The sequence below is a fragment of the Pseudomonas oryzihabitans genome (assembly GCF_032027545.1).
Taxonomy (GTDB): Bacteria; Pseudomonadota; Gammaproteobacteria; order Pseudomonadales; family Pseudomonadaceae; genus Chryseomonas; species Chryseomonas oryzihabitans_F.
The window spans coordinates 109260-124103 of sequence record NZ_JAVSJB010000006.1; the positions used below are offsets into that span (position 1 = coordinate 109260).

A 14844-nucleotide genomic window follows, 5' to 3' on the forward strand; every position below is an offset into this window, starting at 1 on the left:
CCACCCCGTGCGGGCGTCAGGCTACCCCGTAGCTGGTGCGCAACTGCTGCCGATAGCGCTGGTAGGCCGCCTCGTACTGGGCGACCCGTGCGGGATCCGGTTCCGCGCGGCTGGTCGGATCCAGTTGCACGCAGCGCTCGGTGAGGCTGTCCAGCGATTCCGGTCGGCCCTGTTCCCGACTCCAGCACCAGGCGGCCTGTAGCGCGCCGCCCAGGGCCGCGGCTTCGCCGTGGACCGGGCAGACCACCGGTGTATTCATCAGGTCGGCGATCAGCTGGCGCCACACCGGGCTCTTGGCGCCACCGCCGATGAGCCTCAGGGTGTCGCCGGGCATGCCCAGGTCGCGTAGCAGGTCGAAACCGTATCTCAGGGCGAAGCTCACTCCCTCGACCACCGCCCGGCAGAGGTTGGCGTGGGTCAGGTTGGTGGCGGTGAGGCCATGCAGGCTGGCGGTGGCGGTCGGCAGCGCCGGTACCCGTTCGCCATTGAGGAAGGGCAGCATCAGCACCCCTTCGGCACCGATGGGTGATTCCGCCACCAGGCGATTGAATTCCGTGAGGTCCAGGCCGAGCAGTTCGCGAATCTGGCCGCTGGCGTTGGTCAGGTTCATGGTGCAGATCAGCGGGAGCCAGCCGCCATTGGACGAGCAGAAGCCGGCCACGGCAGGATGCTCGCTGACGCGCGGCTCGTCCGAGTAACCATAGAGGGTGCCCGAGGTGCCCAGGCTCAGGGTGATCTGGCCGGCGCGGCTGTTGCCGGTGCCCAGGGCACCCATCATGTTGTCGCCACCGCCGCTGGACACCAGCGCCTGGGGGTTGATGCCCAACTGGCTGGCGACTTCCGCGCGCAGGCGGCCAACCGGCTGGTCGGCTTCGATCAGCGCCGGCAGGGCGCGCTCCAGGCGACCGCTGGGGTCGATGTGGCGCAGCAGCTCCAGGTCGTACTGGCGGGTACGGACGTTGAAATAGCCGGTGCCCGAGGCATCGCCATATTCGGCCACGGCGCGACCGGTCAGCCAGAAATTCAGGTAGTCGTGGGGCAGCAGCACCTGGGCGATCTGGGAGAATACCTCCGGGTGCTGCTCCCGGGTCCAGAGCAGCTTGGAGACGGTATAGCCCGGGGCGATGGCCAGGCCCAGGCGGTCGATAGAGCCTTCCACACCGCCGAGGTATTCCAGCAGCCGCTGGTTTTCCGGGGTGGATTCGGTGTCGCACCAGAGCTTGGCCGGCCGCAGCACCTTGCCGCTGTCGTCCAGCAACACCAGGCCGTGCTGCTGGCCGGAGACGCCGACGCCGAGGATGTCCTGGCCATCGCTGCCGGCCTGGGCCAGGGCGGCGCGGGTGGCAGCCACCAGTGCCCTGATCCAGTCCGCCGGATTCTGTTCACGGCGGCCATTGGCGCCCTCGGTCAAGGGGTGAGGCGCGCTGCCTTCGCCCAGGACCACACCACGCTCGGCATCCAGGATCACCGCCTTGGTGCCCTGGGTGCCGCAGTCTATCCCGAGAAACTTCATGCCTGGCCGCTCCTTTATTGTTCTTAGTCGCCTATCAGGGTCTGTAGTGTCGTGCTGACCCCATGGGTACGCAAGTTGTACAGCTGCCGCTCGAAGGCGGCAACGAAGGCGGCGGATTTCGGGATGTGCTTGCCGAAGATTTCCTCGGCGCCCAGCAGGCGCTCGGTGAGGTTCTTCTGATCCTGCACCAGCTCTTCGCAGTAGTTGGCGCGCGGATCAGGGATGCGATAGGTCGCCCCGGTCTCGTCCACGCCGCGCAGGTAGACCGCCCAGGCGGCCACCACCAGGGCGGCGCGATCCAGGTCCTTGCCGTCCTCGATCAGCCGATTGATGGTCGGCACCGTGAACTTGGGAAACTTGGAGGAGCCATCGGAGCAGACCCGCTCCAGCTGATCGGCGATGGCGCGGTTGGAGAAGCGCTCGATCAGGGTGTCCTTGTAGTCGTTGAGGTCGATACCGGGCACCGGCGCCAGCTGGGGCGTCACGTCTTCGTCCATGTAGGTGCGGATGTAGCGCACGAACAGCGGATCGGCCAGGGTCTCGTGGACGAATCGGTAGCCCTTGAGGAAGCCCAGGTAGGTAAGGGCCAGGTGGCTGCCGTTGAGCAGCTTGATCTTCATCTCCTCGTAGGGGGTGACGTCGTCGGTGAACTGCACGCCGACGTCCTGCCAGGCCGGACGGCCGGCGACGAACTTGTCTTCCAGTACCCATTGCAGGAAGGGCTCGCAGACCACCGGCCAGGCGTCCTCGATACCGTGCTCGGCCAGCAGCGCCTGGCGGTGGGCCGCGCTGGTCATCGGGGTGATGCGATCGACCATGGCATTGGGGAAGCTGACGTGCTCGGCAATCCAGCCGTGCAGATCTTCGTCCACCAGGGCGGCGTAGGCCAGCAAGGCCTTGCGGGTGACCTGGCCATTGTGCGGAAGGTTGTCGCAGGACATCACGGTGAAGGGCTTGGTGCCTTCGGCGCGGCGTTTGGCCAGGGCTGCCAGCAGGAAGCCGAAGACGCTGCGCGGATCGCCCGGATGCTGCAGGTCGTGTTGGATCTGCGGCAGCTTGAAGTTGAATTCGCCAGTGCTGTCATCCATGCAGTAGCCGCCCTCGGTGATGGTGAGGGAGACGATGCGGGTGCTGGGATGGGCCAGCTTGTCGATCAGCGTCTGGGTACCATCCTCGGCCAGCAGCATGCCGCTGATGGCGCCCACCACACGTACCTCGGTGTCCGGCTCGTCGGCCAGCACCACCTGGGTGTAGAGATAGTCCTGGCCGGCCAGAGCGTCGCGCATGGCGCGGTCCTCGGCGCGCAGGCCGACGCCGCAGATGCTCCAGTCCAGATCACGGCCCTGGTTGAGCAGGGCCTCGGTGTAGATGGCCTGGTGCGCACGGTGGAAGCCGCCGACGCCGATATGGACGATGCCCTGGCGCAGCTGGCAGGCGGCGTAGCTGGGCTTGGCGATGTAGTCGGGAAGCTGGTCGAGATGCTGGCGATTAAGTTTCATGGAGATGATCCTGGCAGAAGGCATCCCTGGCCACGGTCGGCCATGACCAGGGGAAAAGGGACGATCAGGCGGCTTGGCGCAGCAGGGGCTCCACGGCACGGCCCTGGTCGTCGAACAGGTGGCAGAACTCCACATCCAGCGCCAGGCGCTGGCGTTCGCCGTAGGCCACGGCGCAGTCGCCAGGAACGCGCACGGTGAGCGGTTCCTCGGCCTCGGTGACCATGTGGCAATAGGTGTCGCTGCCCAGGCGTTCGGCCACGTCGCTGATGACCGGCAGCTGGCCATCGGCGGCCAGGCGCAGGTGTTCCGGGCGAATGCCCAGGGTCACCGGGCTGCCGATCGCGAGGTCGTCACCACGGCGTGGCAGGTGCAGGCGCGGACCGGCTGCCAGCTCCACCTCCACGCCCTGGGCGTCGGTGCCCACCACCTTGCCCTTGAAGAAGGCCATCTTCGGCGTACCCAGGAAGCCGGCGACGAAGAGGTTGGCCGGATGGTGATAGAGCTCCAAGGGCGAACCGACCTGTTCGATGCGGCCGCCGTTGAGCACCACTACCTTGGTCGCCAGAGTCATGGCTTCCACCTGGTCGTGGGTCACGTAGATCATGGTGGCCTGCAGTTCCTGGTGCAGGCGCGCCAGTTCCAGGCGCATCTGCACGCGCAGGGCGGCGTCCAGGTTGGACAGGGGTTCGTCGAACAGGAAGATCTTCGGCTGGCGGACGATGGCGCGGCCGATGGCCACTCGCTGGCGCTGGCCGCCAGAGAGCTGGCGCGGTTTGCGCTCAAGCAGGGGCGTCAGTTCGAGGATGCGGGCGGCATCGCTGACCTTGCGCTCCACTTCCTGCTTGTCGATCTTGGCCAGATCGAGGGCGAAGGACAGGTTCTTGCGCACGCTCATGTGCGGATAGAGGGCATAGGTCTGGAACACCATGGCCAGGTCGCGCTTGGCCGGCGACACCTCGGTGATGTCGCGACCGTCCAGTTCCAGGGTGCCGCTGCTGACCTCTTCCAGGCCGGCGATGAGCCGCAGCAGGGTGGACTTGCCGCAGCCGGACGGGCCGACGAAGACCACGAATTCGCGGTCGTTGATGTCCAGGTCGACGCCCTTGATGATTTCGATGGCATCGAAGCCCTTGCGTAGGCTGCGGATTTTCAGATTGGCCATGACAGGAATCCTCTTGTTGTATGAGCCGTCGCTGCGCGTCGCGAGCGAAGGCGAGACAAGGAGGAAGGTCGCGAGAAAGCGCAGTTTACGAGTGTAAATGAGCATTTCGAGCGACCTTCCGACGCCAGATCGGCAAGCGCAGTAGCGTAGCGACGGCTCATTTGACGGCGCCGAAGGACAGGCCGCGTACCAACTGCTTCTGGCTGATCCAGCCGAAGATCAGGATGGGCGCGCAGGCCAGGGTCGAGACGGCGGAAAGCTTGGCCCAGAACAGTCCCTGGGGACTGGAGTAGGAGGCGATCAGGGCGGTGAGGGGCGCTGCGTTGGAGGAGGTCAGGTTCAGCGACCAGAACGCCTCGTTCCAGCACAGGATCAGCGACAGCAGCATGGTCGAGGCGATGCCGCCCTTGGCGATTGGCAGCAGCACCCGGACGATTTCCTGGTAGGTGGTGGCGCCATCCAGGCGCGCCGCCTCGAGGATGTCCTTGGGGATGTCCTTGAAGTAGGTGTAGACCATCCAGACCACGATGGGCAGGTTGATCAGGGTGTAGACGGCGATCAGCAGCAGCTTGCTGTCCAGCACCTCGAATTGCTTGGCCAGCAGGTAGATGGGCACCAGCACCCCTACTGCCGGCAGCATCTTGGTGGAGAGCATCCACAGCAGCAGGCGCTGGGTGTGGCGGGTCTCGTGGAAGGCCATGGAGTAGGCGGCCGGCAGGGCCAGCAACAGGCTGATGAAGGTAGCGCCAAAGGAGATCACCACCGAGTTCAGGGCGAAGTGGAAATAGTCGCTGCGCGCCTGGATGGTCAGGTAGTTCTCCAGCGTGGGCATGAAGAAGAATTGCGGCGGGGTGGCGAAGGCGTCGATCTCGGTCTTGAAGCTGGTCAGCACCATCCAGAAGATCGGGAAGAACAGCAGCAGCGCCACCAGCCAGGCGAGCAGGCCCAGCAGCAGGCTCTGCAGGCGCCGGGATTGCTTGAGCGTCAGCATGATCAGGTCCTCACTGTTGGGTCAGGTTCTTGCCAAGCATCCGCACCAGGATGATGGCGGCGATGTTGGCGATGAGTACGGCGATCAGGCCGCCGGCGGAGGCCAGGCCGACGTCGAACTGCAACAGGGCCTGGTTATAGATCAGGTAGGCCAGGTTGGTGGAGGCGAATCCTGGGCCGCCACTGGTGGTGGTATAGATCTCGGCGAATACCGACAGCAGGAAGATGGTCTCGATCATCACCACCACGGCGATGGGGCGCGCCAGGTGCGGCAGGGTCAGGTGCCAGAAGATGGCCAGGGGACCGGCGCCGTCCAGGCGGGCGGCTTCCTTCTGTTCCTGGTCCAGCGACTGCATGGCGGTCATCAGGATGAGAATGGCGAAGGGCAGCCATTGCCAGGAGACGATCAGGATGATCGACAGCAGCGGATGGGTGGCCAGCCAATCCACCGGGGTGGCGCCGAACAGCTTCCACACCGCGGCGAGGATGCCGGAGACCGGGTGGAAGATCAGGTTCTTCCAGATCAGGGCGCTGACCGTGGGCATGATGAAGAAGGGCGAGATCAGCAGGACCCGCACGATGCCGCGGCCGAAGAATTCGCTGGCCTCCAGCAGCGCCGAGATCAGCACGCCGAACACCACGCTGATCGCCAGCACGCTGCCCACTAGCAACAGGGTGTTGGTCATGCCGGGCCAGAAGCCGGCATCGGTGACGAAATACTCGAAGTTTTCCAGGCCGACGAAGGCGTGCTCGCCGGGGTACAGCAGGTTGTAGCGGATCAGCGAGAACCAGATGGTCATGCCCAGGGGCACCAGCATCCACACCAGTAGCAGGGCGACCGAGGGGCTGATCAGGAACCAGCCTGGGCTGGTGCGGCGGCGTTGACGGCGCACGGGGGCGGTGGGGGTATCGACGACGGGCGTCTTGAGCGTGGAAGTCTGCATGGCGATGCTCCGCAAGGCAGGGGCCGAGGCGGGTCCCTGGCGTCTCGTGAAGCCAGGGGCGGGTCAGGCGGGGAAGGCCGCGAAGCCGGGTGACCGCGCGCGGCGGTACCCGGCGACGAAGACTACTTGGGATAGCCGGCGCGCTTCATTTCCCGGGCGGTGGACTGCTGCGCGGCCTGCAGGGCCTGGTCGACGCCCATCTGCCCGGTAAGGGCGGCGGCGAACAGCTTGCCCACCGAGGTGCCGATGGCCTGGAACTCGGGAATGGTCACGTACTGGATGCCCACGTACGGCACCGGCTTGGCCGAGGGATGCGCCGGATCGGCATGCTGCAGCATCTCCAGGGAGACCTTGGCGAAGGGCGCCGCATCCAGGTAGGCCTGGCTATAGGTGGATTTGCGGGTGCCCGGTGGCACGTTGGCGATGCCGTCCTTGTCCGCCACCAGCTTGGCGTAGTCCTTGGAGGTGGCCCAGGTCACGAAGGTCTTGGCGGCGTCCTTGTGCTTGGACGTCGCCGGGATGCCCAGCGACCAGGCGTACAACCAGGAAGAGCCCTTGTCGGTGACCTCCCGCGGCGAGGCGGCGAAGCCGACGCTGTCGGCGACCTTGCTCTGGCTCTTGTCCATGGTGAAGGAGCCGGCCACGCTGGCATCGACCCAGATGGCGCACTTGCCGCTGTTGAACAGCGCCAGGTTCTCGTTGAAGCCATTGCTGGACGCGCCGGGTGGGCCGTACTTCTTCATGTTGGATACGTAGTAGTTGGCCGCCGCGGTCCACTCCGGACCGGTGAATTCCGGCTGCCACTTCTCGTCGAACCAGCGCGCGCCGAAGGCATTGGCCATGGTGGTGACCAGCGCCATGTTCTCGCCCCAGCCGGCCTTGCCTCTCAGGCAGAGACCGTACTGGTCCTTGTCCGGCTGGTGCAGCTTGCCGGCGAATTCGGCGATCTGCGTCCAGGTGGGCTGGGCGGGCATGGTCAGGCCGGCCTGCTGGAACAGATCCTTGCGGTAATAGGTGATGGAGCTTTCGGCGTAGAAGGGCAGAGCATAGAGGGTACCCTTGACCGACAGGCCTTCACGCACGGAGGGGAAGAGGTCTTCCAGGTCGTAGTTGGCCGGCAGGTCCTTCATCGGCTCCAGCCAGTTCTGGGCGCCCCAGAGGCCAGTCTCGTACATGCCGATGGTGAGGACATCGAACTGACCGCCCTGGGTAGCGATATCGGTGGTCAGGCGTTGGCGCAGCACGTTCTCTTCGAGCACCACCCAGTTGAGCTTGATGTCGGGGTGCTGTTCTTCGAAGGTCTTCGACAGCCGCTGCATGCGAATCATGTCGCTGTTGTTGACCGTGGCGATAGTGACCGTCTCGGCGGCCTGCAGCGAAAACGAGACGGTGAGGCCGGCAGAGAGGGTGACCGCGGACAACAAAAGCGCTTTTGGTGTTGTTTTCATCGTGCACTCCGCGTCCTGTGCAAAAGCGGCGGACGTCTTTCTTGTTGTTGTAACCCACCGCGCAGCCCGTGGTGACGGTCTTTGCAGCGGAAGCCATGAATGGATTACAGCCCGATGCAGTGCGGGAAACAAATGCTCGAAGACACCAAAAACAATACTTTTTTGCACCTACCATCTGAGGGACACGATGCCGGAACCTGGTCGTCCCCGCTCGCGTCAGAGACTCTCGGCCTTGACCTTGGTGATGCCGTCTTCGCGATACAGCTGCAGGGTGCCGGGCGTCGATTCGATCACCCGTTCGTTCTCGAGGAGGAAGGAATAGACGTTCGAGGGGCTGCCCGGTGCGCGCAGGTTGCGATACTCGTAGACCACCAGGGAGTCCAGTTGGGAGACATGCTGGGGCGTGCCGAAACTCTGCCGGAGCTGCGCCTGGGTACGACCGCCGAACTGGGAGGGGTCGGCCGATGGCGAGGGTGGCGTCGAGCTGCAGCCCGACAGCACGGCGAGCATCAGAACGAGAGAGAGGCGTTTCATGGCAGCTCCGGAGGGACACGTCAAAAAGGCAGTCGAATAAGCTGCCTGTAGAACCAGACGGACCTGCGAAAAGCGGATTCATTCCCGGAGGCGCACGAAAAGGCAGGCAAGCGCCGTGTCATTCGTCGGCGCTTGGGTGGCGCACCTCGCATAGGCATCAAAAGACCCAGCGTTGCTCCTGGGCGAGCGGCTGGCGTTCGTTGAGCCAGCGCGCATCTGCGCCGCCGGATCTGTCGCTTGCCGTACGCGAATCGGTAGCGGGAGCAAGAGGATGGGTGGGGGTGGTGACCTTCAGGCTGAGATCCGCGAGCTTGGGCGGCGGCAGCATGGGGAGGGAAGCGGCCTGGACACTGAAGGAGGCCAGCAAGACGAGGGGGGTGACCAGCGTACGAATTCCCATTCCTTGGGTCTCCTGGTAGATCCGAAGCCTGAATCTACCATTCCCATAGGGATTTGGTTCCCGAATAGTTAGACCTTATGACGCAAATGTGACTGGCTTCCCGCTCCAGGTCGCGAGGGCGTCACGCCGCTGGCGATCCGGTGCGCGGGAGGTGCCGAAGGCTCAGCAAACCGGACTGGCTGCGCTGTGCTTGGTGGCCAGGTAGGCAAACAGCTCCTGGCTGTCGGACACCAGACTCAGCAGCGTCTGACCGGCCTGGGACTCCTGGCGCAACAGCACCTTCTCGCCCTGCGGGTTCAGATAGAGGGTGTACTCCGGCGTGCTGGATTGGGCTCTGAAACCTTCGCCCATCAGGGCGCTGCCCAAGGCCATCCGCTGCGGCATGTCACACACGCCCTGCCATTGGAAGGCGCGGATACCGAGGTTTTCCAGCCCCTCGGCCACCGGGCAGTCGATGACCAGTGGAGGATGGTCGAACAGCGGAAACTCCTGCGCCAGCAGCTCGAGGTGCCGTTCCAGGCATTCGAAATGTTGTCTGGGAATCAGTCGCCGCAGTTGTTGCAGCTGACCATTGCCTTGGAAAAGCGAAGTTTGGGCGGTCATGGCGTCCTCCGGGTACATCGAGCGCTCAAGGATTCTGACCGGCTGCCAGCGGATTTGGTGCTATCCACCGACGCATTTCACCGTATCGACTGCTACTAACCGACAGACTGCAACAGGGAGATGACACCGGAGTGACCACACCCTTGAGTCCGACTTCAGGGCTGCGGCCAGTTGGACCGTCCCGTTGCACGGCATCTCGGCCGGCGAGGTATTCTTTTCCCCGCGTCGAGCTGGCACCCTGGCCGCTTTAGGCCACAGGAGCGCCCATGACCACCCTCGATCCCGCCATCGCCGCCCGCTACCTCGCCGTCCAGGACATCGCCCGGGAGGCGGCTCAGCGCGGCCTCGACTTCTATCATCAGCGCGGCGTCCTCCAGGTGGACCACAAGGGCGACGACCTGCAGGACGTGGTCAGCATCGCCGACAAGACCCTGGAAGACCTGATCCGCCAGCGCCTGAGCGAGCGTTTCCCCGAAGACGGCCTGCTGGGCGAGGAGGGCGGTGCCACGGATCTCGCTGCGCCTTATCTGTGGGTCATAGACCCCATCGACGGTACCGCACCCTTTCTCAACGGCCTGCACAACTGGTGCGTCTCCATCGGTCTGATGCGTGACGGCGAGCCATTGCTCGGGGCCATCGCCGACCCCAATCACGGCGAACTCTTCCATGGCCTGCGCGGCCACGGCGCCTTCGTCAACGACCAGCCACTGCGCGTCCACGCCGCCACCGACATCCGCCAGGGACTCACCGGCCTGGGTACCACCCACCGCCGCGGCAAGGAACACTTCCTGCCCTTCGTCACCGGCCTGCTGGCCGAAGGCGGTCAGTTCTTCCGCAACGGTTCGGGGGCGCTGATGACCGCCTACGTAGCGGCCGGACGCTTGATCGGCTACTACGAAACCCTGATCCATGGCTGGGATTGCCTGGCCGGTCTGGTCCTCATCCAGGAGGCGGGCGGCCGTCACAATGCCTTCCTGCGCAACGACGGCCTGGTCAACGGCAATCCGCTGCTGGTCGCGGCGCCGGGCGTCTACGACCAGCTCGCCGCCCTGGTCGGTCCCTCGCTGGACGGCTGAACGCGCCGGCCACCTGCTGCCGTTTGCAGGACGATCGCTACGGGGGCAGGTCCAAGCCTGGAACAGGGCAATGGGAGACGAAGATGAACGCCAGGCTGATGGGTACGCTGTTGGCTACCGCGTTGGTGTTGCCTGGCGCGGCCCACGCGGCCGAGGCCAAGGGATGCGCCGCGAAACGGTTCGACCTGGAACGCCAGATCGCCGCGGCCGAGGCCCAAGGCAACGGCGGGCGCGTGGCGGGGTTGCGCCGGGCGCTGAGCCAGGTGCAGGCGACCTGCACCGACGAGGGCCTGCGTCAGCAGCGCCTCGACGACATCCAGGACAAACTCCGCCAGGTCGGCGAGCGCGAGCGGGAGTTGCAGGACGCACGCGCCGAGGGCGACGCCGACAAGATCCAGAAGCGCACCGACAAGCTCAGTGACGCTCGCCGTGAACTGGAGGACGCGCGTGCCGAGCTGCAGCGCTGAACGGCTTCAGCGCCGGTCCTGGCGATAGATGCTCGGCTGCCAATAGTCCTTCAGCAGCAGATGCAGGGGCCCACGCCAGCCGCGCTTACGCAGTTGCCAGGCGATCAGCACGTTCATGATCCCGTGGCCCATCAGCAGTACCGAGCCATGCCGCTCGGCCAATTCGACCAGTCGCTCGGCCGCCTGACTCGCCCGCACGGACGACCTGCCGATGGACTCGGTGTGAGCGGCGAAGCCCAGGAACCACGCCGAGCGAAACAGCAGGCGCCAGGCCTTTACCGGTAGCCGGGGTGCGTCCAGTTCCAGATAGGGCAGGTGCGCTTCCGCATAGACCTCATCGGTCGGACTGTTAGCATGGTCCATCAGATACTCCAGCGAACGCACGCAACGACTGATCGGGCTGCTCAAGACCTGGCCCGCCTGCTGCGCCAGTCGGCGTGTCTCGGCAGGCACCCGGTCGCCGGGTACCGGGGCCCGCTGATAGCGGGCTACCCACTCCTTCATCTCCCGGGGCGTGCAGGGGGCCTTGCTGGAGAGGTCGGGTTTGCCGTGACGGACCAGGATGATGTGCATGACGCCTGCCTTGGGAAAAGATGGACTCTAGACCGCAGCCATCTCCTTTCGTCGCGCGCTGCTGCCAACAGGGGCGATGATGGCAAGAAGCCACTCGTGCCCTTCGGCCTGCCGCTTGGCTTTTTTAACTGTAAAAAGTGATACGTATCACGAAAATGGCTGCACAGAGACTGTCTACGGATCGCTGTCCCAGCCAGACTCTCCGGCTCTTGGCCGGTCCGGGCATCCGCCTGCGACCCGCGCCGAGCCCCTCTGTCTTGGGACAAGGACGCCATGAGAAGACCTTCGTTCGCCTCGTTGTTGCTCGTGCTGTGGATGTTGGCAAGCCCTTCGTTCGCTGCAGAAGACGGCCATGTGGCGCTGATCAAGAGCGTGTCCGGCAGCGTCAGGGTAGTACGTCAGGCGACGACCCTCGACGCCCATGCCGGCGACACCCTGCAGGTCTCGGATCGCCTGCTGGCCGGGCCCGAGGCTACCGCGGCCATCGTCTTCGTCGACGGCACCCTGCTCACCCTGGGCAGCGGCGCCGATATCCAGCTGCGCGATTACGTCTTCGAGCCGCGCAGCAGCCGCTATGGCTTTTCGCTCTATCTGCACAAGGGATCGGCGATCTACTCCTCCGGCAAGATCGGCAAGGTTGCTCCGGAGTCGGTGAAGATCGAGACGCCCACCGCCACCATCGGTGTGCGCGGCACCCGTTTCCTGGTCCAGGCGCAATGAAGGTTTTCTCAGCCGGGCCGTCATCCCGTGGCCGCCTGGCCGGCGTCCTCCTGCTGGCCCTGCTGACGGCCGGTTGCGCCAGTCAGCCCCAGACCCGCGTGATCCTGCTGCCTGACGCCGACGGCCACGTCGGTGCGGTCTCGATCGCCAATGCCGCCGGGCAGCAGGCGCTGGACCAGGGGTTCGCCGAGGTCACCGTCAACGGGCCGGGAGCGGCGCCGGCGCCATCCCGTGCAGTGGAACGGGCGACCTTCGAACAGCAGCATCGCACCGTCCTCGCCGCCGAGCCCTCGCCACCCCGGACGTTCGTCCTCAATTTCCTGTCCGACAGCATGGAGCTCACCGCGCAATCCAAGGCGCTGCTGCCCGAGGTGCTGGAGACAGCGCGCCAGCGGATGCCCACCGAGATATCGGTGTTCGGTCATGCCGATGCGTCCGGCACCGCCGCCTACAACCTCGACCTGTCCGCCCAGCGTGCGCGCAAGGTCGCCGGTTTGCTCCAGCGCCTCGACCCCAAGTTGCCCATCAACGTCGAATTCTTTGGCGACAAGGTTCCGCTGGTGCCCGCTCGCCCTGGTAAGTCCGAACCGCGCAATCGACGGGTCGAGATCCTGATCCTCTAGAGGCCGATGCATGAATTCCGTCGCCTCCGTGCTGCGTCGCCGGGCACCCTGGATGTTCGCCCTTAGTCTCGGGCTGTCTCTGGTCTTCGGCGTGGGTGCCTTGCTCGACGTCGCTCCGCTGCAGCATCTCAATCGTCTCTCCTACGACCAGCTCAGCCGGTTCTTCACGCTGGACCGGGACGCTACCCGGGTCCAGGTGGTCAGCATCGATGAGGCCAGCCTCGCGGCCCTTGGCCAGTGGCCCTGGCCGCGCTATCGGGTAGCCGAACTGTTGAGCCGGGTTGCCGAAGCCCAGCCGGCGGCGATTGCCGTCGACATCCTCTTCAGCGAGCCCGACCGGACTTCGCTCAAGGCGTTGCAGCAGACCTTCCAGGACGATTTCGGCGTGCAGCTGAGCTTTTCCGGCGTGCCCGCGGACCTGCAGGACAACGACGGCTACCTCGGGCACGTCATGGACCAGGTGGGGGCGGTCGGCGCGCGCTTTTTCGCCCTGGACAAAAGCTTCTCCGTCACCAGCGGTCTGCGTACCGGCGTCGGCTTCGAGGGGGCACTCGATGCCCTCCATTTGCCCGAGGCCAGTGGCGTGCTGGACAGCATCCCCGCCATCGCCAGCCAGACGCGGTTCAGCGGCTTCATCAACAGCCAACGCGACAGCGACGGCGTCGTGCGCCGGGTCCCCCTGCTCATGAGCCATCAGGGCATCGTCCATCCGAGCCTGGCGCTGGCGGCCACCATGCGGGCGCTCGGCTTGACCCATGGCGTGATCGAGTCCGGCTTCGTCGGACCAACCCTGCTGCTCGGCAGTCTGCGCCTGCCCATCGACGATCAGGGCCAGGCCTTGCTGCGGTTGAATGCCGATGCCGAGCGCTATCCGCGCTCTTCCGCGCTGGATGTGCTCAGCGGTGCCCTGCCGGACGGCGCGCTCCGTGGGAAGATCGTGCTGGTGGGCGTCTCGGCGGCGGGCTTCAACGATTTTCATACCACTGCACTTGGGCAGGTCTTTTCCGGCGCCCGCTTGCAGGCGGCCCTGGCCCAGGATCTGCTGGACGCCACCCTGGTGCGGGTCCCGCAGTTCGCCGGTCCGTTGCAGCTGGCGCTCTGCCTACTCTGCGGCCTGCTGCTGTCGTTCGGCTTCTTCGTCAATCGCAGCCAGGGCCGCTTCGCGCTGCTGGCCACCATCCTGATCGTCGCGCCCCTGCTGGTCGGCACCTGGCTCTTCGGCGCGTACGGCATCTTCATGCCCCTGGCGGGGCCCCTGCTGCTGGTGGTGGTGCTCTCCGGGCTGGCCATGGTGACGCGGATCGTGGTTGCCCAGCGCCACGAACAACGCTGGCGCAAGCGCCTGGAGCGCTCGCGCCAGGTCACCATCGAGTCCATGGCCGCGGTGGCCGAGACCCGCGATCCCGAAACCGGCGCCCACATCAAGCGCACCCAATACTATGTGCGCGCCATCGCCGAGGAGCTGCGCCGCACGGGGCAGGACCCTGACCTCCTGACGCCGGAATACATCCAGCTGCTGTTCCTCTCCGCGCCCTTGCACGACATCGGCAAGGTCGGGGTACCCGATGCCATCCTGCTGAAGCCTGGTCGACTCACCGCGGAAGAAATGACGGTGATGCAGAAGCACGCCGAGTTCGGTCGCCAGATCATCCTCAATACCGCCAGCCACCTGGAGGACGACAACTTTCTCGCCCTCGCCGCCGACATCGCCGGTACCCATCATGAAAAGTGGGATGGCACGGGTTATCCCAACGGGCTGGCCGGCACCGACATCCCCCTGTCCGGGCGCATCATGGCGGTGGCTGACATCTACGACGCCCTGATTAGCCGGCGTTGCTACAAGGAGCCCTTCAGCCACGAGCACTCCCTGGAACTCATGCGTGGGCTAAGGGGCAGTACCTTCGAGCCGCGGATACTGGATGCCTTCCTGGCCATCGAGCCGCAGATCCTGGCCATCGCCAAGCGTTTCCGCGACGAAAGCAGCGGCACCCGCCGCCTGCTCTGAGCGCGCCTCACCGGGCTGCTGAATCCTGGGTTTCGACGGCAGGTGGCCCTTGCTCCAGTCGGAGAACCGAATCCGCCAAGCCTCCCTCGCCGGTTCTTGAGCGAGCTTCTGCAGCGCCACGGGTTGATGCAGGCCTCCCGCTTGCGACGCGGCCCAGGCTTTCGCCTTTCCATCCCGATGTCCTTGGCGCAGCGATCGGTCCGTTAGGTAAATCCAAGCCTCACCGTCATCCAAGGTGACTGGCGTGTTTCCGTTCTACGTGATCGATCTCAGGACGCGCGGCGGCG

The 14844-nt window shown here is 65.3% G+C and carries 15 protein-coding genes; 5 read left to right on the plus strand and 10 right to left on the minus strand.

What is annotated here, in order from left to right; translation table 11 throughout:
• Positions 1-16 precede the first annotated feature (16 nt).
• The 9 genes from xylB to RND78_RS11950 all read right to left on the minus strand — a co-directional run bounded on the left by xylB (position 17) and on the right by RND78_RS11950 (position 9093).
• Positions 17-1513: a xylulokinase gene (xylB, locus tag RND78_RS11910; protein ID WP_312728979.1), complete on the minus strand. Its 1497-nt coding sequence runs from the start codon at positions 1511-1513 to the stop codon at positions 17-19.
• A 23-nt stretch (positions 1514-1536) separates the two neighbouring features.
• Positions 1537-3012 (minus strand): mannitol dehydrogenase family protein, encoded by a 1476-nt coding sequence (locus tag RND78_RS11915; RefSeq protein ID WP_312728980.1) that lies wholly within the window; start codon positions 3010-3012, stop codon positions 1537-1539.
• Positions 3013-3076: 64 nt separating this feature from the next.
• Positions 3077-4174, minus strand: coding sequence for a sn-glycerol-3-phosphate ABC transporter ATP-binding protein UgpC (locus tag RND78_RS11920; protein ID WP_312728981.1), 1098 nt, complete (start codon positions 4172-4174; stop codon positions 3077-3079).
• 157 nt (positions 4175-4331) lie between these two features.
• On the minus strand, positions 4332-5165 hold the full coding sequence (locus RND78_RS11925) for a carbohydrate ABC transporter permease (protein WP_059232232.1): 834 nt from the start codon (positions 5163-5165) through the stop codon (positions 4332-4334).
• A 10-nt stretch (positions 5166-5175) separates the two neighbouring features.
• Positions 5176-6108 (minus strand): sugar ABC transporter permease, encoded by a 933-nt coding sequence (locus tag RND78_RS11930; protein WP_312728983.1) that lies wholly within the window; start codon positions 6106-6108, stop codon positions 5176-5178.
• A 122-nt stretch (positions 6109-6230) separates the two neighbouring features.
• Positions 6231-7556 (minus strand): sugar ABC transporter substrate-binding protein, encoded by a 1326-nt coding sequence (locus RND78_RS11935; protein WP_312728985.1) that lies wholly within the window; start codon positions 7554-7556, stop codon positions 6231-6233.
• A 216-nt stretch (positions 7557-7772) separates the two neighbouring features.
• Complete coding sequence (locus RND78_RS11940; protein ID WP_312728987.1) at positions 7773-8090, minus strand: hypothetical protein; 318 nt, start codon at positions 8088-8090, stop codon at positions 7773-7775.
• A 157-nt stretch (positions 8091-8247) separates the two neighbouring features.
• A complete protein-coding gene (locus RND78_RS11945) occupies positions 8248-8490 on the minus strand; it encodes a hypothetical protein (RefSeq protein WP_312728989.1) in 243 nt (80 codons plus the stop codon).
• Between the two features lie 162 nt (positions 8491-8652).
• Positions 8653-9093, minus strand: coding sequence for a hypothetical protein (locus RND78_RS11950; protein ID WP_312728991.1), 441 nt, complete (start codon positions 9091-9093; stop codon positions 8653-8655).
• Positions 9094-9359: 266 nt separating this feature from the next.
• On the opposite strand from RND78_RS11950, the gene RND78_RS11955 reads away from it, so the two are divergent.
• Both RND78_RS11955 and RND78_RS11960 read left to right on the plus strand, forming a co-directional pair.
• Entirely contained in the window at positions 9360-10169 is an 810-nt protein-coding gene (locus tag RND78_RS11955; RefSeq protein ID WP_312728993.1) for an inositol monophosphatase family protein, read from the plus strand.
• A gap of 83 nt (positions 10170-10252) precedes the next feature.
• Positions 10253-10636 (plus strand): DUF1090 domain-containing protein, encoded by a 384-nt coding sequence (locus tag RND78_RS11960; RefSeq protein WP_312728995.1) that lies wholly within the window; start codon positions 10253-10255, stop codon positions 10634-10636.
• Positions 10637-10642: 6 nt separating this feature from the next.
• Here the strand turns inward: RND78_RS11960 and RND78_RS11965 are convergent, their stop codons facing one another.
• Complete coding sequence (locus tag RND78_RS11965; RefSeq protein ID WP_312728997.1) at positions 10643-11209, minus strand: fructose-2,6-bisphosphatase; 567 nt, start codon at positions 11207-11209, stop codon at positions 10643-10645.
• A gap of 273 nt (positions 11210-11482) precedes the next feature.
• Here RND78_RS11965 and RND78_RS11970 point away from each other — a divergent pair, with 273 nt between their 5' ends.
• Genes RND78_RS11970 through RND78_RS11980 form a run of 3 tightly spaced genes read left to right on the plus strand, consistent with a single transcriptional unit; the run spans position 11483 to position 14557 of the window.
• Positions 11483-11929: a FecR domain-containing protein gene (locus RND78_RS11970; RefSeq protein ID WP_312728998.1), complete on the plus strand. Its 447-nt coding sequence runs from the start codon at positions 11483-11485 to the stop codon at positions 11927-11929.
• Positions 11926-12552, plus strand: coding sequence for an OmpA family protein (locus tag RND78_RS11975; RefSeq protein ID WP_312729000.1), 627 nt, complete (start codon positions 11926-11928; stop codon positions 12550-12552). Before RND78_RS11970 ends, RND78_RS11975 begins: the two co-directional genes overlap by 4 nt.
• Before the next feature lie 10 nt (positions 12553-12562).
• Positions 12563-14557 (plus strand): CHASE2 domain-containing protein, encoded by a 1995-nt coding sequence (locus tag RND78_RS11980; RefSeq protein ID WP_312729002.1) that lies wholly within the window; start codon positions 12563-12565, stop codon positions 14555-14557.
• Positions 14558-14844: the final 287 nt, after the last annotated feature.